The organism is Microbulbifer mixtoriginis (SeqCode) (assembly GCF_052467705.1).
Genome location: NZ_CP174322.1, coordinates 4,457,563 through 4,476,761, shown reverse-complemented (window position 1 = coordinate 4,476,761; position 19,199 = coordinate 4,457,563). Strand labels below are relative to the sequence as shown.

Annotated in this window: 17 protein-coding genes; 7 read left to right on the top strand and 10 right to left on the bottom strand. The window is 44.8% G+C overall.

Features of this window, described 5'->3' with window-relative positions; all coding sequences use genetic code 11:
• Positions 1 to 70 precede the first annotated feature (70 nt).
• Complete coding sequence (locus tag ACJJIB_RS19555; protein WP_444887270.1) at positions 71 to 2,023, top strand: phytase; 1,953 nt, start codon at positions 71 to 73, stop codon at positions 2,021 to 2,023.
• A gap of 592 nt (positions 2,024 to 2,615) precedes the next feature.
• On the opposite strand, the gene ACJJIB_RS19550 is transcribed toward ACJJIB_RS19555, so the two are convergent.
• The 8 genes from ACJJIB_RS19550 to ACJJIB_RS19515 all read right to left on the bottom strand — a co-directional run bounded on the left by ACJJIB_RS19550 (position 2,616) and on the right by ACJJIB_RS19515 (position 10,527).
• Complete coding sequence (locus tag ACJJIB_RS19550; RefSeq protein WP_444887269.1) at positions 2,616 to 3,626, bottom strand: serine hydrolase domain-containing protein; 1,011 nt, start codon at positions 3,624 to 3,626, stop codon at positions 2,616 to 2,618.
• 413 nt (positions 3,627 to 4,039) lie between these two features.
• Positions 4,040 to 5,143 carry an agmatine deiminase family protein gene (locus ACJJIB_RS19545; RefSeq protein WP_444887268.1) on the bottom strand — a complete coding sequence of 368 codons (1,104 nt, stop codon included), beginning with the start codon at positions 5,141 to 5,143 and terminating at the stop codon, positions 4,040 to 4,042.
• A gap of 1,055 nt (positions 5,144 to 6,198) precedes the next feature.
• Complete coding sequence (locus tag ACJJIB_RS19540; protein WP_444887267.1) at positions 6,199 to 6,405, bottom strand: hypothetical protein; 207 nt, start codon at positions 6,403 to 6,405, stop codon at positions 6,199 to 6,201.
• Between the two features lie 15 nt (positions 6,406 to 6,420).
• Positions 6,421 to 6,615, bottom strand: a complete 195-nt coding sequence (locus ACJJIB_RS19535) for a hypothetical protein (protein WP_444887266.1) — start codon at positions 6,613 to 6,615, stop codon at positions 6,421 to 6,423.
• Between the two features lie 704 nt (positions 6,616 to 7,319).
• Positions 7,320 to 7,727 (bottom strand): hypothetical protein, encoded by a 408-nt coding sequence (locus ACJJIB_RS19530; RefSeq protein ID WP_444887265.1) that lies wholly within the window; start codon positions 7,725 to 7,727, stop codon positions 7,320 to 7,322.
• A gap of 33 nt (positions 7,728 to 7,760) precedes the next feature.
• Positions 7,761 to 8,264: a GNAT family N-acetyltransferase gene (locus ACJJIB_RS19525; RefSeq protein WP_444887264.1), complete on the bottom strand. Its 504-nt coding sequence runs from the start codon at positions 8,262 to 8,264 to the stop codon at positions 7,761 to 7,763.
• 354 nt (positions 8,265 to 8,618) lie between these two features.
• On the bottom strand, positions 8,619 to 9,284 hold the full coding sequence (locus tag ACJJIB_RS19520) for a replication protein P (RefSeq protein WP_444887263.1): 666 nt from the start codon (positions 9,282 to 9,284) through the stop codon (positions 8,619 to 8,621).
• Positions 9,196 to 10,527 carry a DnaT-like ssDNA-binding domain-containing protein gene (locus tag ACJJIB_RS19515; protein ID WP_444887262.1) on the bottom strand — a complete coding sequence of 444 codons (1,332 nt, stop codon included), beginning with the start codon at positions 10,525 to 10,527 and terminating at the stop codon, positions 9,196 to 9,198. Before ACJJIB_RS19515 ends, ACJJIB_RS19520 begins: the two co-directional genes overlap by 89 nt.
• A 216-nt stretch (positions 10,528 to 10,743) precedes the next feature.
• Between ACJJIB_RS19515 and ACJJIB_RS19510 the strand changes: the two genes are divergently transcribed.
• The 4 genes from ACJJIB_RS19510 to gbpA all read left to right on the top strand — a co-directional run bounded on the left by ACJJIB_RS19510 (position 10,744) and on the right by gbpA (position 16,620).
• On the top strand, positions 10,744 to 12,987 hold the full coding sequence (locus ACJJIB_RS19510; protein WP_444887261.1) for a heavy metal translocating P-type ATPase: 2,244 nt from the start codon (positions 10,744 to 10,746) through the stop codon (positions 12,985 to 12,987).
• The gene (locus tag ACJJIB_RS19505; protein WP_444887260.1) at positions 12,987 to 13,355 is read left to right on the top strand and encodes a cupredoxin domain-containing protein; all 369 of its coding nucleotides are present in this window, start codon (positions 12,987 to 12,989) and stop codon (positions 13,353 to 13,355) included. The genes ACJJIB_RS19510 and ACJJIB_RS19505 overlap by 1 nt, the downstream gene beginning before the upstream one ends.
• Positions 13,356 to 13,585: 230 nt before the next feature.
• Positions 13,586 to 14,425 carry a DUF417 family protein gene (locus ACJJIB_RS19500; RefSeq protein ID WP_444887259.1) on the top strand — a complete coding sequence of 280 codons (840 nt, stop codon included), beginning with the start codon at positions 13,586 to 13,588 and terminating at the stop codon, positions 14,423 to 14,425.
• Positions 14,426 to 15,108: 683 nt separating this feature from the next.
• Positions 15,109 to 16,620, top strand: coding sequence for an N-acetylglucosamine-binding protein GbpA (gene gbpA / locus ACJJIB_RS19495; protein WP_444887258.1), 1,512 nt, complete (start codon positions 15,109 to 15,111; stop codon positions 16,618 to 16,620).
• Positions 16,621 to 16,716: 96 nt separating this feature from the next.
• On the opposite strand, the gene ACJJIB_RS19490 is transcribed toward gbpA, so the two are convergent.
• Together ACJJIB_RS19490 and ACJJIB_RS19485 are read right to left on the bottom strand one after the other, a co-directional pair.
• A complete protein-coding gene (locus ACJJIB_RS19490) occupies positions 16,717 to 17,316 on the bottom strand; it encodes a macro domain-containing protein (RefSeq protein ID WP_444887257.1) in 600 nt (199 codons plus the stop codon).
• A gap of 33 nt (positions 17,317 to 17,349) precedes the next feature.
• Positions 17,350 to 17,775 carry an N-acetyltransferase gene (locus ACJJIB_RS19485; RefSeq protein ID WP_444887256.1) on the bottom strand — a complete coding sequence of 142 codons (426 nt, stop codon included), beginning with the start codon at positions 17,773 to 17,775 and terminating at the stop codon, positions 17,350 to 17,352.
• 315 nt (positions 17,776 to 18,090) lie between these two features.
• Between ACJJIB_RS19485 and ACJJIB_RS19480 the strand changes: the two genes are divergently transcribed.
• Positions 18,091 to 18,456 carry a hypothetical protein gene (locus ACJJIB_RS19480; protein WP_444887255.1) on the top strand — a complete coding sequence of 122 codons (366 nt, stop codon included), beginning with the start codon at positions 18,091 to 18,093 and terminating at the stop codon, positions 18,454 to 18,456.
• Positions 18,457 to 18,498: 42 nt separating this feature from the next.
• Positions 18,499 to 19,161: a hypothetical protein gene (locus ACJJIB_RS19475; RefSeq protein WP_444887254.1), complete on the top strand. Its 663-nt coding sequence runs from the start codon at positions 18,499 to 18,501 to the stop codon at positions 19,159 to 19,161.
• Positions 19,162 to 19,199 lie beyond the last annotated feature (38 nt).

Genomic DNA, 19,199 nt, shown 5'->3' with positions numbered 1-19,199 from the left:
TTACGGTGTTTATGCACTGCAAGGAGCCTCACACAGGTGGGGTTCTTTCTCCGGAATTGAATGGCTCTCCATGAAACAACTGCATTTTATTATTGCGATCATGCTCGCCGCTGCGCTACTCGTTAGCTGTGGTCACGATGTGGATTCTGTTTTACGCATTAAAAAGGCCTTGCCGCAACGGGTAATTCCCTTGGGTGCGATAGACGCAGAACAGATTCTGCCGATACGGGTTGGGACTGAGCAATATTTATTGCTTGCCAGCGAGCGTCGCGGTTTGCTTGTAATAAATTCCTACGGAGAAATACTCGCCTCCCAAGAGGGAAGGGTGGAACGCCTAGCCGTACAAGCTCTGCCTAATGAAAATTTACTGGTTGCCTCCTACGATGAGCGCCTGGCGGAAATAAATTTACATGAAATACGCCACAGTGATGCTTCAAAAAACGTAAATTTTAGGCTACTGGGTAGCCAGAAAATGCCAACGCCACAGAGTGCCCTGTGCTTTTCCCAACAAGAACAGCGCACTCATTTGTTTAGCATTGGTGAAGATGGCATAGGTCGTGAATATTTATTATTCCCAGCCCAACAACAGTGGCAGATGCAAGAAGTACGTCCACTCTATTTTGGTGAGCAAGTTAATGCTTGCGCAGTAAGCCCACGCTCCCAACGCCTGCTAGTATCTCAACCACCCATTGGAATCCTGAGCTTAAATACAAACGCGGAAAAGGATGAGCAGCGTAAATTATTCCTCAGTGCTCAATGGCTTGGTGAAGACTTCGGCAATCTATGGTTTGATGTTCGTAGTGAAAGTCTGTGGCTGAGTGCAGGTGATCAGATACATCGCTACCGACTGCCTTTTTCCTCAGAGGAGCCAGAGTGGCACCTTCATATTAACGAGAACCACTCGGCAGTCTCCCCAGTTTTCTTAAATGGTCAGCTCTGGGCCCTGGATGTTGGTCGGGATCAGCTGTTGGTTTTTGATGATGTGGAAAATGATTACTTAGAAACTGAGTCTACAGGATTTGATCCCGAGAGCGGTGATTCAATCGTCAGTGTATTTGCTCGCAATCAGACGGACCCGGTAGAGTCATTTGGTGATGCTGCTGATGATCCTGCTATCTGGGCCAATAAATCCCAGCCACAGAATAGCCTGATTTTGGCAACGGACAAAAAAAGTGGCCTGAATATTTACAATTTATCGGGAAAGCTGCTCGAACATTTTGCTGTGGGACGTGTGAACAATGTGGATATCCGCAGTATTGAACATCCTCATTATAGTGCATTAGCGGCAGCATCTAACCGCTCGACCGCCGGGGTGAACCTCTTTGCCATCACGGCTGAGGGGCATGTCGAGCACCTGGGGCTACGCGCTATAAATTTGCAAGATCCTTATGGCCTATGTTTGCAGAAAACCAATAATCAGCTATTTGCTTGGGTATCGGATAAAGATGCTGCCTTGCACCAGTTTGAAATTGATCTCGGCGAGAATCCCACAGAATTTTCGTTAAAAAAGCATACAGAAATAGTCGTAAATAGCCAGGTTGAAGGCTGTGTCGTCGATGATAAGTGGCAGAGGCTCTTTTTTGCCGAGGAGGATCGGGGGATTTGGTCACTGGGCCTTAAAAAGCAACAGAATAGTGAATACCAGGCTAAATTGGTTGCTGAAGTGGATGGTCAGACCCTGGTGGACGATGTGGAAGGGCTCGCCCTCTACCTAACAGAGGATAGTGGTTACCTGATCGCCTCTAGCCAGGGTAATGACAGTTATGCGTTATTCACACGTGATGGTAATGACTTTGTTGGTCATTTTAGGGTAACAATGAATGTGCGCTCAGGTATCGATGGAAGTTCTGAAACCGATGGCCTGGATGTTACCAGCCTGTATCTTGGGCCCGAATATCCAATGGGTTTGCTTGTTGTCCAAGATGGCAGGAATCGTCTGCCCAATGCCAAGCAGAATTTCAAATTGATTGATTGGTATACGGTGAGTGAGGCATTGGATTTGTCGGTCTTTGTTAAAAATTAACCATTTATATTTATTGTGACAAAACCCTGTTGGAATTTTCTATAGAATTGCTATGAAAAATATCGGGGTTCGTCTTTGCTATAAACCTGATATACATAATAAAAATTGTTTTTTATATTTCCTGCTCCAAGCTATGATCTAGCGTTATTGGTTATAGTGATTTTGATTAAATTTTCCATCTGAGCCAAAAAAAATAAAAATTTGGTGAAAGATTAAATCTAGGGGATCTCTGAATAATTCCGCGATTCCTCTGGCCTTCAGAGTAGTTTTCAATCAAAATGCTGCTTTGCAGGAATGCCTAGAATTTCCAAGAAGTTGCAATACCAAATGTAAATCGCTCTGAAACCCTTGAGGGGCAGGCCATATCTGCCACGTTCCAGCTCTTACAGAGGGTTAGGACTATCCGCGGCTAACCTCTGCAACCCCTAAGACTCGTAGAGGCATTAAGGATTTATTTAGAGGCTCCGCTGTATCCCCGATAATGATTTTTGACTCATTAATGGATTAATTGTTGGGGCAGGTTTTGTATAGGTGATATGTTTGCTTATTAACCAGCTCTTTAAAATCCCAGCTACTAACTGCCCCTGCTACTTTAAAGCTTAAATTCAGGAATATATTCAGCTGCGATTTTATCTACAAACTGGATTGGCAATCCGCCAATTAAATTTGTAAGAACAACTATGGATAGTTTATCCTCCGGATAGTGAATCATAGTTGCCGCATTTCCGCCGCTCGCACTAACTGCACGGTGATGTTCCCGATCGATAACTTGCCATCCAATAGCATAACCATTCTCTACACGATTAAACCCAGCAGTTTGGCCATTCTTTAAAGTGATCGGTGTCCAAAGTGAATGGAGGTTTTTGACCAGCTTTTTAGACTGCAAGGCGATAAGATATTGCGCAATTTCTGTTGCTGTTGAATTCATGCCAGCTGCACTTTGTAAAATGTAAGGGAATTCAACGTAGTTATTTTTGTGCTGGCTCTTATCGGAGTCGTAGAGATATTGCCTTGCATGATTGCTTATAGGGCGCGTCATGTGTTCAAAGCCGGCATCAGCTGTTAATTTCATATTAGCGATTTTAAGCTGGTTGTCGGTAATGAATTTAGGGAAGCCACCTTGAACGTATTTATCGATTATTTTACCGATAATAACATAACCCGTCTGATTATAGCTAAATTGTGTGTTTACCTCTGATTTTAAAGGTAATTCTTTTACTTTGTTCCAGGCGGCATCTGGATTGCCTCGAACAACCAAATCAGCAAGGTAACCACTGAAAATATTAGGCAGCCCAGAAGTGTGTGCCATTAAATGTTTTATCTTTATTGACTTCCAGTTGGCAGGTAAGTCAGTAAGGTGTTTGCCAATCTCATCATCTAAGGAAAGGCGTCCTTGCTCAGCGAGCTGTAGCAATGCAACACCCGTAAACGCCTTAGTCATTGAGTTAATTGGAAATACAGTGTTGGATCTTACCGGCACATTGTCTTGTAAATTAGATAACCCATAATTTCCCAGTTTGATTATTTCACCGTTTTTAACGATGGCCAACTGGAGGCCAGGAATTTGGCGCTTATCCATGATGCTTTTGATCAGCTTATCCACAGAGTCTGCATATGCTGGAAGGCTGAGGAATATCATAAAAACAGCTAGAATTGTTAAGCGTAGCCTAGTTAGTAATCGAAGCGTATAATTCATAAACAATATATCCTTATTGTTTTCCAATCTTGGGGGAGCTTTATAGCTGAATTGTCTTTTTTATAAAGAATATGATCAACGTTATAGCAAGACGGTTATCTTGCCATAGATTCTTGAAAGAAGAATGTTTTACTATAGAAATGTAATTATTTGTAATTTCTATTTTTCTTGGATATTTATGCAGTCAATGTATTTACAGGTTAAATTATGTGCTGCTCAAATATACTCAAGATAAATACACACTTCTTTATGACGAATATCTAAGGTAGCAAGTATTTATATATATTAAATCTCCGTTAATCACTTTAAGTTAAGAACGATTAAATTTCTGGTTCCTGTTGGGTTGTACAATGTATACCTCCACCACCGGCTGCTATGCCATCAATATTGATTTGTATAATATCGCGATTAGGAAATACTCTTTGTAATTTTCGCTTGGCTGAGGCATCTGCATAGTGATCGCCGAACTCAGGTGCTATGACCGCGCCATTGCAAACATAGAAGTTAATATATCCAGCGGCGAAATCCCTGTTGTCAAACCGCTCTCGAACTATTGAAGGTGCCTCTAATACAATAACTTCTAGTTCGCGGCCACTGGCATCCGTTACAGAGCGTAGAATCTCAAGATGCCGCTTTGTTACGGCGTGATCGAAAGAGTTGGGATCGGGATCATAGCCGGCAACAACTACACCTGGGTGTACGAAACGGGCATAAAAATCTGTATGTCCGTCAGTGATATCCATATCTTTAATGCCAGGTAACCAGATAATTTTCTCTAGACCAAGAAGCTGCTTTAATTCCCGTTCGCATTGTTGCTTACTAACACCTGGGTTACGGTTATCGTTGAGCACACAACTCTCGGTTATGATCGCGGTACCATACCCATCAACCTCTATCCCGCCGCCTTCGAGTATCAGGTTAGTTTGGATACTGGGCACACCGGCCGACTGAGCAGTGAATGCAGCAACCTCTGCATCATTATCAAAATCCTGCTTTTCTCCCCAACCATTGAAGTTGAAGTCAATAGCCGCTTTATCACCGTTTTCATTTACAATAAAAACAGGGCCTGTATCACGTATCCACAAGTCATCTAGAGGGCAAACAACCAGTTTAATCTTATCTCCCATTAGTCGCCGGGCAAGTGGGAGATCTGCTTGTCGAACCAGCATTGAAACGGGCTCGTACTCCGCAATCGTCAGCGCAATTGTTGCCAAATTCTGCTGGACTTCCCTAAGGAGTTTCCGTCCCCAAATTTTGCGGCTTGCACCAAAGGCCATCCAAGTACGCAGGTGAGGCTCACCCTCATCTGGCATGTACCAAGTACTTTTACTATTCATTACTGCGAATGACTCCTTGGTGCCACTCAGTAGAGAGGCTGCAGTAAAAGTACCTAGAACCTTAACGAAATTACGACGATTGGTCATAAAGTGACCTCCCTTTCTTAAATACAAATGATGCTACCGAAGAAGATAAGTTGATTAAAAGGATATCAGGTTAACTAACCCATAGCAGTAATCCATGTATATTAGCCTCTTTTATGGCTATCAATAATTCACAATAAGTCAATCATCATAAAAAAGTGATTCATTACCTCTTAAAATACGCAATTCAGAATCATCTGTGTTTAAAAGTGTTGGCCAGTGACGTTTTTTATCAAGTAACTCAATATCTAGTGGAATAAATGCTTCTGAATGCTTGATTATCTTAGTTCTTTTTCCACCTAATGTCAGTTTTAATAGATCATATAGTTTACCTAAGCTATTCCATGAGCAACCATGTGAGCAGTAAGGCTCTTGCTGAGTATCATTAAATGACAGATTTAATTTCTACTCTAATGCTTTTTTGCAACAGATGCCAAAACTATTATTGTGAATTAATGTTGAAGTTCATGTCCAAGGGTCAAACATATCATTCCTTTTTTTGTAATACTTAAAATTGGTCATTTTATTGTTAGTTTTTTCTGTAGGCATGAAAAATATACTTTTTAAATTGCCAATTTATTCACGGAGGATTTTCAAAGCCTTAGGATCCAGATAGGGTAAGCTATTAAACATAGAGTGTTGTTTATGGCTTAAGTAGCAGGCTTGCTGGCATCTTTGAATTGTTATCTTATTCTTGTCTGGTAGAGGGCGCTTAGATGAAAGTTGTTTTTTATCCTCTCAATTTATTTAAGCTTTTCTTTAAGGTTGCATACGGCGATCTTTCCGAGATCTAAATAACTTCCTGATGCTCAAAATCAGTTAATAAGTCTGACATTATTTGATACAGTCGCATACACTTTTTTCGTCATGATATTATGTGGTGTCTGAAGCTGGAATAAGCATTATCACAATATCACTTTCACTTATTAACTAGGCCGAGCCCTCTAAGTCCAACTTAAACTGCCAGGAACTTAGGGGGCTTGGTGTTGAAATTTTATGCTCGGATGAGTATCGTTAGGGGGTGACGGCTATAATTACAGCTAACCATTAATATATATTTACCATCCACTAACACTATGTTTTTCGCCTACTTTGGCGATCATTCGTATCTGTTGTTTTCCACCTTCAGATCTCTTGAATACTAAAGAGCTAACAGAAACTTCATAGGATTGCTCTCCAGTCATCTTTTCTATAACTTCAGTTAAAGATTTTTCGAGATCTTCTGCAGAAATACAAATTAAGTCTTTATTTCTATCTAAATCCATTGTCTACCTTTATTCTCACCAGTTGTTGCAATCAATTTCTATCGTAAATTCAATAGCACCATCATCAGAGCATCCCCCTGATGCGTATTCGAATAGACTTATGTAAATTGAGTGAAACTTAGAACCTGTAATTTTCTCTAAGTTTTGCCTTAACTCTGCTTCTAATCTTCCTGGTGGGAGGGACTTTAGTTTTTTAGGATTTTCTTCCATAAATAAATCCATTTAACGGGAAAAGGTCATAAAATATTTAGCTCAATCATTACTGGTGTAAATTTCACCAGTCGGTATACCCTACAATAATATGTCCTCATTGTGTATGTGTTCAATTCAAAATTACAATTTATTTTGTTTTTTTGTATTTTATCTCAATGTGATAGTTTTTAAGTCTAAGTTTTCGTGTCCATCTTTGAGTTGTGTATGCATACCTCTTGGCAATCCCTCGACCTTGATCTCAATACCGGACTCCGGGAATTTACCCTTTGCATACATTTCTATAAATCTGTTTGCCAACTTATGCCCATCATGAAGATGTTTTTCTGGCCAACCCACCAGGCTAATGTCGGGCATTCAAAATATTCGCATTCCCCTTGAATGTAACCAAATTCCATCCTTCTCCCGAGAGTACATTAGAAAAGCATGTTTTTGTAAAGAAGGTCTCCGTGGTTCAAAAAAAGTATCTGACCACTGATCAGGCGTTTAGAGCCTAGCGGCTTGAAAGTCTATTACAGTAACCACCCCCTTTATCTGTAATGGCTTAAATAATACCAATGGCGTTTTTGAGGTGCTTAAGTGATTGTACGTCCTTAAACTCACCTGACACTATGGCCATACTATTAGTTTGTATTGTTTTTTGATATAACTTCGGTGATTGCGTTTTTAGTAGTTGCCCCATTGTTCCTGACAGTAACCGAATTTTAGGTTATGACTCTGGTGTGCCATTGTTTCACATCCTTTATCATCGCCTTGTAAGTTTTATCTCTAGTTTTGATTGTGCTGCGACATTCCATATTGAATAAAACAATTTTCTTTTTATTTGTAGCTACTTTGCCTGTGTCGATGTCTACTACCAGGGTGGCACTTTCTAGTTGCGAAAAGTCAATACTATCTTTTTTGCTTTGATACTTAAACCAAGATTGAATCTGCTTGGCTATATGTAGATATACGGCCCCAGAAATAGAATGATGAGCTTCGCCCGAAAGAATGTTTACAAAGATAGTGCCATCTGGTAAGTCGGACATCATTTCTAGGTCATTGCTCATGCGCCAGCCAAAAAATATTTTACAAACTATATCTGCATAATGATTTAATCGCTTCCTACGCATTTTTTTAATTCAATATTCATTGCTGGTATTTTGTCACTCTGTATTTTGTAATGTAAGTGACATTTCATGCCAGCTAAGCCCGCCATGATCAGAACCCGATTTTCCAAGGTGTATAAAGCCGTACTTGGCATACATGCCAATAAGTTCAGCCTGGCATATAAGGTAAATTTTTGTTTTCCCTAAATCCCGCATGGACTCAATAAATCTCTCCATTAACGTACTTGCCATGCCTTTCCCTTGATATTTAGGGTGAACTACCACAGACATGATGATAATGTTCTTTCCACTCGGATCATGGCCTATTAATTCTTTGAAGTTTTCATCGGATAGTTCAACCTTATGGGTTGCTCCTGAATTAATAAAACCAATAATTTCCTCACTGTTTTCTATAACGAGAAAACCATCAGGGTAGGTCTTAATTCGCTTTAAAATTTTTTCTCTAGTTGCGGCCTCGTTACCGGTATAGGATACAGACTCAATCTCATAGCACCTATCCAGATCTAGCTCATTTACAGTGCGAATGTTTACTTTAGACATTTTCGATTAATAGTCCTAAGAAAAAACATTTATATGGTGATTAACAGGACCTCTACCACCTTGATTTCTATTCCAAACGCATTTCTGCGCTAATGTCTCCCAAAAAACATAATAAATCAATCTGCCACTTCTAAATGGTTCCATGGTGCATGCCAGAGGCTGATAGAGCAATAAATCTACAATTTTTTGAGCTTAAGAGGCGTTCTATCTTTTTGCGATGGTTCAATAAAAAGAGTGATCAAGATAACCTAAATCTTTCAGTAGATCCGGCCATATTGTTGGGGAATATGTGGGGAAATAGGAGTATTGGGGGGGAGGGCGCTCAGGGTATTCCTAAGCGCCGGAAAAGGAAATTTAAATACCTAATTCAGCCCGAAGGGCTGCCATCTTTTGCGCATTTTCTTCTTTGGATAGTGGAGTACCGGGGTCTTCTTCCAGCTTTAACTGTTCCGGGGCACCGAGTTTTTCTCCTTCCAGTACGCGCGCACAAAGCTTGCGGTAGTGCTCTGCAAATACCGGGTAGGCGATAGATTCTGGGTTGTTGGAGAGAAAATACCAGTTGGATTCACGCCCAGCATGGTAAACCGCTGGGTGACTCCAATTGTGATTGGTTTTGGGGCTGGGCGCATTGCAGGCTTCGCGGTAGGCGGCGCGGGCTTCTGGCAGGCCGTTTTCGCCGGCGGCACAGAGCTGCAGCATTTTGTGAACTGTGGGCAGGTATTCGCTCTGCAGTATCGCGCGCTTTGCGCCCTGCATAATATCCTGCGCTTCAAAAGCGGCCAGCGCTTCGAGCCACAGGCGTTTTGCGTGATGCAGGGTTTCGGTATCTGGAAATGCGGCACTGAACTGGTTGTGGTAATTCAGTTTAAACAACGCGAAGACTTCGTTAATCGCGCGCTTTTTTTCGTTCAGTAGTTCCTGATCTTGCGCATTACCAGTTTGTGTCTGTGAGTATGTCGCCGATTGAGCGGTCGCGGGTGCGCTGGTTTGCGCTGTTGTGGGCGTCTTGTGGATTGCCATAAGAGTTTCCTATTGCCAACTTGTTGCGCTCTGCCCATTGATAGCGAGCGTGACGCACAAATACGGCGTCCCAGCTTTTGCGCGCGGCGTTTTGGCCGCGCCAGTAAATAATAAATTCCGGCACCAGTGATAGGGCGAAGTCACGCTCTATCTCGCACTGGTTCACCAGGTGGCTAAGGCAGTCGCCGCCGGGCTGCCAGTTACGCGCTATGGGTTTGGCTACCGGGTTTTTCTCAATACCCTGGCAGTAGTAGGCCCATTCCTCGCGAGCGTACTCAATAAACAGCTCGCCCCAGCGCGCGCTGTGGCCACCGCGCTCTGTCCACTTGTAAATAAATTCCGGCAGCAGTTCGGCGGCAAAGCGCGGGTTGATCGCCAGGCGCTGTAGCTGTTCCCAGGTATGTTCACTGGGTTGCCAGTCGCGCGTCATGGCAGTGGGTTTGCGCTTTTCAATAAATGGAGTTTCCTGTTTCTCCCAGTCTTCCATGATCCAGTCATTGAATTCCAGATCCCAGGAAATGGATTGCTTGCCGCTGGAACGGTGGTAGTCGAGGAAGCGCTGTAGGCCGCGGCTGACAAATGTACTGGGTACCCCCTCGTCGGCCAGTTTGCGCAGGGTGTCGTTGTTCGGTTGCCAGTTATCCGGCAGGGCCTGCTTGCGTTGGGCAGTAGCGCGAAAGGCTTCCCATTTGCTCTTTACCTGGCGCAGGAACAGTGAGCCAAAGGAGTGGCGTGGCTCGGCCCGTTCGCGCCAGTAGGTGACAAACTCCGGTAACTGCTCCCGCACAAAGTGTTCCGGGATACCGAGCTGGCCGATGCGCGCCATAGTTTCGGCATCTGGCTGCCAGCTGGGGGCAATGGTGTTGGCATTGCGGTTGGCTGGTGCCGGGGCGCGGCTCGGTTCCGGGGTTTGAGCCAGGGCTGTAGGGCGGCGGTGTTCACTGGGCAGGGTGAACTTGAGGACTTCACTGCTACCGAAAGGGGCTGCGCCCAGCATCAGGGCGCCCTGATTGCGCAGGCTGGTGGCTACCCGCTGGATATCTGCTGCCTGCCAGAACGGCAGAAGCAGATAGAGTTGCTCGCCGGTGGCGGTAAACCAGTCCCGCCCAGCGTAGGGCTCCGCGGGCAGGAAAGGTATCAGGTCGCCCAGGGCGGTGAGCAATACCGCTTCCTCCAGGCCAACAGTTGAGGCCAGAGTCGGGGAGATACTCAGGGGTCTTTCGGGGAGCAGGGGGTGTTTCATGGCGCGATAATAACACTCCGGCGTGGGGCTTGCGCGGCCTTTACAGTGGCTCTTTATTACGTGCTTTTGCCAGAGCAGGGTGCGCCAGTCCAGCCGCTAAGCTGAATAATGGCGGCCGGGAAATAGGGCAGGGTAAATTGTGGCTGTAACCCGTTGCCTTACCCCTGGGGTAAGGTTGTAACTTTGTCGCCAGAAACGGTATTGAGGGAGAGCATTATGGCGAGAGAACAGCAAGCAGCGCAGACACTATTCCGCCTCAGTGGCGTGAGCTGTGCCGGCTGTGTGAATAAGATTGAAAGCGCCGTGCAGGGTGTTGCGGGGGTGCAGGATGCCCGCATAAACCTGGCCGATAAAACCCTTAAGGTGCAGGGCGCGGCGGCGCCGCAAAGTTGCATCGAAGCGGTGCGCCAGGCGGGTTATGACGCCGAGGTGGCCAAGAGTAGCGAGCGCCAACGGCGCGAAGAGCAGCGCGCCCAAGAAGAGCGCCACTATCACCAGTTGCTGTGGCGTTCCGCTATTGCCCTGGGTGTGGGCCTGCCGTTGATGGCCTGGGGCCTGATCACCGATAAGATGTCCGTCAACAGCTTCGCAGATCAGCTGGCTTGGGGCGCCATGGGGCTTATTACCCTGGCAATTCTGGTGTTCTGTGGTGGTCAATTTTTCAGTGGGGCCTGGAAAGCGCTACGCCACCACAGCGCCACTATGGATACCCTGGTGGCCCTGGGTACCGGCACGGCCTGGCTTTTTTCCATGTTGGTGGTGCTGGTGCCCCACCTGTTGCCGGAAGCGGCGCGCCATGTGTACTTTGAGGCAAGCGCCATGATTATCGGCCTGATCAGCCTGGGCCAGGCACTGGAAGTGCGCGCTCGCGGGCGTACCAGTGCGGCGGTGGAGAAACTGCTGGAGCTGCAGGATACCTCAGCGCGGGTTCTGCGCGACGGTAAAGAAGTGGATTTGCCGATTGAGCAGGTTCAGGCCGGTGACCAGTTGCGCGTGCGCCCCGGAGAAAAGATCCCGGTGGATGGCGTGGTGCTGGAGGGCGGTAGCCTGGTGGATGAATCCATGCTCACCGGCGAGCCGGTGCCGGTGAAGAAGGGCGAGGGGGACAATCTGGCTGCCGGCACCCTGAACAAGAACGGCAGCTTGCTGTTCCGGGCGGAAAAAGTGGGGGCGGACACCCGCCTGGCACAAATTATTGAGATGGTTAAAAACGCCCAGGGCTCTCGGGTGCCCATTGCGCGCCTGGCAGACAAAATCTCGGCCATTTTTGTGCCGGTGGTGATGATCATCGCTGTGGTGGCGGCACTGGTCTGGTTCAACCTGGGACCGGATCCGCGCGCCGCCCATATGCTGGTGGTTCTTACCTCGGTGCTGATTATTGCCTGCCCCTGCGCCCTGGGGCTGGCTACGCCCATGTCGGTGATGGTGGGCGTGGGTAAGGGTGCGGAGTACGGTGTGCTGGTGCGCAACGGCAAGGCGTTGCAGCAGTCCTGCAATCTGGATGTGCTGGTTGTGGATAAGACCGGCACGCTCACCGAGGGCTCACCACGCCTCACCGATATCGAGAGCGAAGGCGATAGCGATGAGTTACTGCGTTTGCTGGCGAGCCTGGAGCAGGGCTCGGAACATCCGCTGGCTGAGGCGATTGTGACTGCGGCCCATGAGAAAAAGCTTGATCTACAAAAGCCCAGTGATTTCGAAGCCATTACCGCACATGGGGTGATGGGGGTTATTTCCGGTAAAAAGATACTGCTCGGTAACAGTAAGTTAATGCAGCGGGAAAATATTCCCCTGGGTGACTGGAAGGCCCGCGCCAACAATCTGGCGGAGGCAGGGCGTACGGTGATGTATGCGGCAGTGGATGGTGTACTGCAGGGAATTATCGCTGTGGCTGATCCGATTCGGGATGATGCCGCAGCGGCCATAGCCCGTTTGCGTAAGTTGGGCTTACGCCTGGAGATGCTGACTGGTGATAACCAAGCCAGTGCCGAGGCCGTTGCCCGCCATCTTAAAATCGATAAAGTGCACGCTGAGTTATTGCCGGAAGATAAAGAGCGCATAGTGGCGCAACTGCAGAAAGACGGTGCGCGTGTGGGCATGGTGGGAGATGGTATCAATGATGCCCCAGCACTGGCTCGCGCCGATGTGGGCTTTGCTATCGGCGCCGGTACCGATGTCGCTATCGAAAGTGCCGATGTCACCCTGATGCGTTCCTCCCTACATGGAGTCGCCAATGCGGTGGAATTATCGCGGGCGACTCTCGGCAATATCAAACAGAACCTTTTTGGAGCCTTTATTTATAACACCCTAGGTATACCCATCGCCGCAGGGGTGCTATTTCCGCTCACCGGCATGTTGCTGAGCCCGATCGTGGCCGGTGCCGCTATGGCACTCTCCTCGCTCACCGTGGTGAGCAATGCCAACCGTCTACGCTTCTTTAAGCCCTCGGAGGTGCACTAATGATTGCGACCCTGGTAAATACCATCGGAGTACTGCTAATTATTGCCATCATCTGGTGGTTCTGGCTGGGCCCGAGGCGCGGTGCGGCAAAGACAGTGGCGGTCAGTGAACAACTGCAAATACTGGTCAAAGATGGGGTTTATGAGCCGGATCATATTCGCCTGCCTTCGGGTCATGCCGCCACGCTGCATTTTTTACGGGAAGATCCCAGCCCTTGCTCCGAGTGGGTGATTTTCCCCGATCTCGAAATCAGTGCTGAGCTAGCGCTCAATAAAGAAACCACGGTAGAAATCCCTGCTGCCAAACCGGGAAAATATCCCTTTAGCTGCCAGATGCAGATGTATCGTGGGACGCTTACCCTGGAATAAAGTGAACTCAACCGGAAGAGGTCAGTTTATTTTCTGCGAACAAGTCAATTAAGGTGTAATTTTTTCCAGTCAGGACCGACAACATTAATAGGTCTTCAGGCACTTCCTTCACAGCTAACCCGATTTAGAACACTTAATGGGTCATCGGAGCATAGGGAAGTGCCCGGAGGAGACAGAGGGGAAGCCACTAGGTTTTCCAGAAGTGCTATTTACGATTTGGTCCCTAAATAATGAACACCTTTTTGCAAAAAACTTCTAGGGCCCTGCTGGGCCTTTCATTCACATTGATTGCTGCTGCCTTGTTTCTTGGCCAGAATGGGGGCTTGGCCTCCATTTTCGGATTTTATGGCGTTAATAGTGAGGCGGGCTTGCATATCGTAAGAATTGCCGTAGCGCTACTCTTTGCGGTAGCTGCGGTTGTAGCCCTGCTATCACTGTTAAAACCACAATATATTCGCCCTCTGGCACTCCTGATTATATGTATATCCTTGGTCCCTCTATTAAGTCTCTTCGGAAGTGCGCACTGGATCGATAGCCTTGGTGGGTTTCCCGCTATTGGCTCCGGGCAGGGCGTGATCAAGTACTTTGCCCTCACAGCGATTGGTCTGACACTGTTGAGCTGCAGTGCCTGTCAGTCAATGCGCTATATCTGGCTGAACTATTTACCGGTGGGGTTGGTTCTGTTGTGGATTGGCGGAATGAAGTTCACTGCAATAGAAGCCCAGGGTATTGAGGCCCTGGTGAGTAGTTCACCCTTGATGGCATGGCTCTATAATTTCTTTAATATACAACAGGCCTCCAATCTGATTGGCATTTATGACTTGATCGCTCTGATCATTCTGGCTTTGGGGTTAGTCATCCGGCCCCTGTTTTGGCCGGGGATACTGCTCTGTGGTGCGGTGTTTGTAACAACTCAGACTTTTCTATTCAGCTATCCCGGAAGCTGGCAAAGCCCTGGAGTTTTGGCCTCTAGTGGCATATTTATTATTAAAGATCTTTGGTTTATCGCCAATCTGCTAATAATGATCGATATCCGTAAGCACCTAAGTCACTCAGTTACCGGTAAGTAACAGGATTGCGTCTAATCTTAGATATTGAGGTGTAAAGAATAGTATTTTTAGATTTTGGAGCATAAATGATTTCTTTGGCAGTTGGGCCTTGAGGGTTTCATTTCCTTCTGCTCCTGCCTCTCAGTAGACCTTTTATGGCGGCATAACATATGGATGATTTAATCTTTTTGCCCTTTAGCCAGTTTTTAGAAGACTCGTCTACTGAGTGAATATGTCTAGGTAACACAGGGATGTGTAGCTTTATGACTACTAAATAAAAATGAGGTGTTTATTGGTCTTCTAGTCTTGATTATTTTTTTAAGAATAATTCCTAATTTTTAGTCATATATTCAGAGAGATTTTCTTGCTGTTTAGGTAGTTACTTCTCGTTGCCTACCTGTCTAGATCTTTCTAAATATTTATACGTGGTTTTATTTTTCTTTTGTCAAGACAGTAAGCTTAAATAGAAATTCCCTTACATGAATAATTTATTCCTTTCTTAAAATGGCAGTATGGCTTTTGGTGACAGTTTTTCACTAAGTTTGCATAATTGCGAAATTATTTGGAACCGTATCTGAAGGTCAAAGTCCATTAACCTGACAATAACGCCTCACAAGTATTTTTTAAATAAAGCGATGTTTACTTGGTCGGGCAAAAATAAGGAAGTAAATAAACCCAGGAAGGAAATCGCACATGCATAAATAATGGCTGTTGATATGAATTTACGAATGAAAAAAGCGGTTTCGTCACTGAAGAAACCTGCATTAAACAAAACTCTATTGGCGATGATTCTGGTGGGGGGCAGCTCTAATACAATTGGCCATGGCTACGTGGAAGAATATGGTGGAGGTGTGGCATCTGCGCGGGGTACTTTATGTAAATACCCTCTAGCCTCTACAGGTCAAAAAAACATAAATTGTGGAGCCGTTCAATGGGAGCCGCAAAGTGTTGAAGGGCCCGAAGGGTTTCCAGAGAGTGGCCCTGCTGATGGCATGATCGCTAGTGCCGGTAGTAATGCATGGTCACCATTAAATGAACAAACTGCTGACCGCTGGCTGAAAACCCCCATAACTGCTGGTAAACAAACTTTTAAGTGGCACTTTACCGCGAATCACGTAGCTCGTGACTGGAAATATTATATTACTAAACCGGATTGGAACCCCAATCAACCATTATCCCGAGCTTCATTTGATTTAAATCCATTCTGTACTATTGATGGAAATAATCAAAAGCCACCCATTGATATGCATCACGAATGCGTGGTTCCTGAGCGAGATGGGTACCAAGTTATCCTTGCTGTGTGGGATGTGGCTGATACAGCCGCGGCCTTTTACAATGTTATCGACGTAGAATTTGATGGCGATGGCATACCCGAATCAGAATGGAATCAAGGTGGAACAATTAATCCAACACAAAACTTAAAAGTTGGCGATAAAGTTTCCACACGTGTTTATAGTAGCAGTAATGAAGAGCCAGCTTATGCAACAGTGCTGGAAATTGCTACTGATGAGCAGGGTATGGCTAATAACTGGGCACATGACCTTGCAACCAAAATCAATCAAGAACAGACCAGTATTCGCGCAGGCCAGTTTAATGGCGAAGATCAATTTAGCCCTGTCTTTGGCTCAAACCCAATATATTTACAGGATGGCAGTGGCTTAGAGCGTGTTGAAATTAATTATGAAATCAATAGTCCAACACCAGATTATGATTTAAATGTGTCAGGACTTGAGGATATGTACACAATATCTGATGATCCACTCTCACTACAGCTTGCTCTCACGGCAAAAGGAAATATCAGGGCTGAGCTAAAAGTCTTGAACCATGCTCGTGAAACACTGGCTAATTATGAAGTCAATATGAGTGACGGTCAGAGATTAGATAGGACTTTGACACTTTCAAAGTCTGAACCTGGCCATCATATGCTTGTTATTGTGACAAAAGATATTGATGGCAATTTGATTGATCAAACTACACAAGATTTCCACTTGATGGAAGACGAAACTTCTCCACCGCCAGCAGGTGACTACGACTTTGTTTTCCCCGAAGGCCTAAAATCCTATACGGCAGGAACTAAAGTAATGGGCAGTGATGGGAATATTTATCAATGTAAGCCCTTCCCCAATTCTGGCTACTGTGTCCAGTGGAGCAGAAGTGCAAACCAGTATGAACCTGGCAGAGGTAGCTACTGGCAGATGGCCTGGGAAAAATTATAAATCCAACTAATCAAATAAGGCCCCACTAGGGGCCTTTTTGTATTTTACGATGTGCATTACTTACGTTGAGCTACTCCAATAGGACACTGGCTCTATTTAGTATGTGATTTGCAGTTTTCTATGGGTTTCATGAATTTCTTTAAAGCTGGGAATTCTAGGAGGTTTGGATAAGTAATTGTAGGCTGCTCGCATATGGCCAGCACAACGCCTAGCCGGTAAATTCCCAATGCCAGTGCCCAAGCCTGGGCAAACTATGGAGTTTATCTTCTTCGTGGGGCCTGACTTATTGAATAGTTTTACTGAGTTTAAAATGGCCCTGAAAGCATAGTAGGCATTCATGGTATTTGATATGTCCTCAGGAATACGCATAGTGGGGGCAGAAATCATGTAAGGCCAATTGGCATTCGAGGTTGAAATCACTATTGCTGATCCAATGGGCAGCTCACCATGAAAATCAGATTTAATTCGCTCTTGTAACTGATCTTCCACCTCAAACCCTAATTCATTTCTAATCGGCAGGTCGAGGCCTCCATCCATAATTCCAAAACTGTTTGCTGGGCTTACCATTGCATCGACAGGTTTTGAGAAATAATCACCCTCAATAATTTCAAAAATCTCAATATCACTAAAAACCTGGTGCCAGGCTTGAGTCAGCTCTTTTGATTTGTCGATTAAATATATCTTGTCAGGGAGCATTGTCTTTTACTTATATTTGGGAGGTTAGGCGCTTTATATCTTTGTGCTCATCAAGCACTCAATATGTCCCGTATGATTATCAACTCGCTCTTTTAGTGAGTGAAAGCCTTGAGATAGGTAAAACTGATAGCTATTAACATTCTCTTTGTAAACCGTTAGGTTTAACGGGTTTCTCTGTGATTTAGCGTGCGCTATAAGCCGTTTCCCAATGCCCTGGCCTTGGAATTCTGGGTCCACAAAAAGCGCGGCTAAAGTATTGTCAGCTAGAGAGTAAAAGCCGGATATTTTTGAGTGTATATCATAGATATAGGTTTCTGAGTTCGGTATATAGGTATCGCGCATATTATCTATTTGAGACTCCCAGAAGTCAGCTGCGATAAAATTATGCGCCCTAACGGAGGCTTTTAGCCAAATATTTAAGATGGGCTCTATGTCGTTTGGATTGTAGCTTCTAATCATTTTTTTGATGTGCTTATTTATTGGATTTATATCAAAGTGGGTAGTCAGTCGTCATGGACCTATCAGTATATTTTGGCCGTCCCTGCTGATTTTCAGTTTTGGTGTAATAGTATATCTGGCTGAAAAAATTTGTGTTGTGATTGGTGCTTAGGGTGAATTCATAATGATAAAGTAGATATTTTTCCAATAACAGCTGATTACATTTGGGATTATTGCTATTGATTTTATATTAAAATTCTGCATTCGTCAGGGCTGTGTGTGTTCCTGTACTGTGTTTGATAAGCTAACCTTCATGCTTAATATTGAGAGATGAATATGGATAACAAAGATATATGGATCGTTTCGACAAGGTCACGTCGAATGGATGGATGCCAGTTAGATGATGATGGGTCTGATTTTTATTTTGTCGAGTGCCTAATTCCCTCAAATAGCTTTGAAGAGGCAAATGGTTCAATTGAACATTTATTGCGAGATAAACAGTTGGAATTGTGTGAGGTATTGAGGTGTGAAATTTATAATGCCGAGTCGTGGGTAGATACAGAGCATTTTAGTCAGATTGAGAGTGCGGCTGAAGCTGCCAGACAAAAAGATGAGCCTAAGTTTGCTTTATTCATTTCCTCTGAATCTATGAGCTTTAATGAAAGTGAAGAAAGCGATAACGATGAAGTGGAGTGGGACTGACTTTAGCTAGTTAGTAGCAAATTTAATAAGGATGTTGTTGCAATGAATATAGATTCTTTTGCTATGTCTATGGCTGAGGGCAGTCCAAGTTTTAAAATGGATGTCTCTTTGGTATTTGGAAGCCCTAAAAATAGAGAGAAAATCTTACGTACCTGCTTTGATTCGATTGATATATGGTCATTAAAGTATTTTGGATCTATAAATAAATCTCCTTTTGAAAGGAGGTTTGATTCTATAACAAAAAATGCTGCCATTATCGATAATGAAGTGTGGGTATATGGTATAGATTCTACAGTGAGTAGCGATATTGTGGCTGCAGTAAAAATTGCAGCGGAATGGTATCAAACTACTCCTCAAGCATTTATAAGAAATATATATGTTAAAAATCTGAATGCTGAGGGTGAGAGAATCATGTCACCAAATGACTTGGTTCAGGAGAATAAAAAGCTGTATACAGGTGTGAGTAAAGCAATACGTGAGGCTGCACGAATACTTGACTATAGTGGAGGGATAGATTTTTGGGTTATGAGTAACAATGTAAACCCTAAAATACCTAAAAAGGAATTACACCAAGCCCTTAGAGATGGAGGCGCTAAAGCTACAGCAGTTGCAAAACGAAAATTCAAATATATAAGTGGGTCAAATGATGGAGAAGATGCTCAAATGTTAATAACTAATTTGCATTTGGGTAAGTTGCAAGTTTAATCACGGAGTAGGTATGGTTCAAAGGTGATTATATTAGT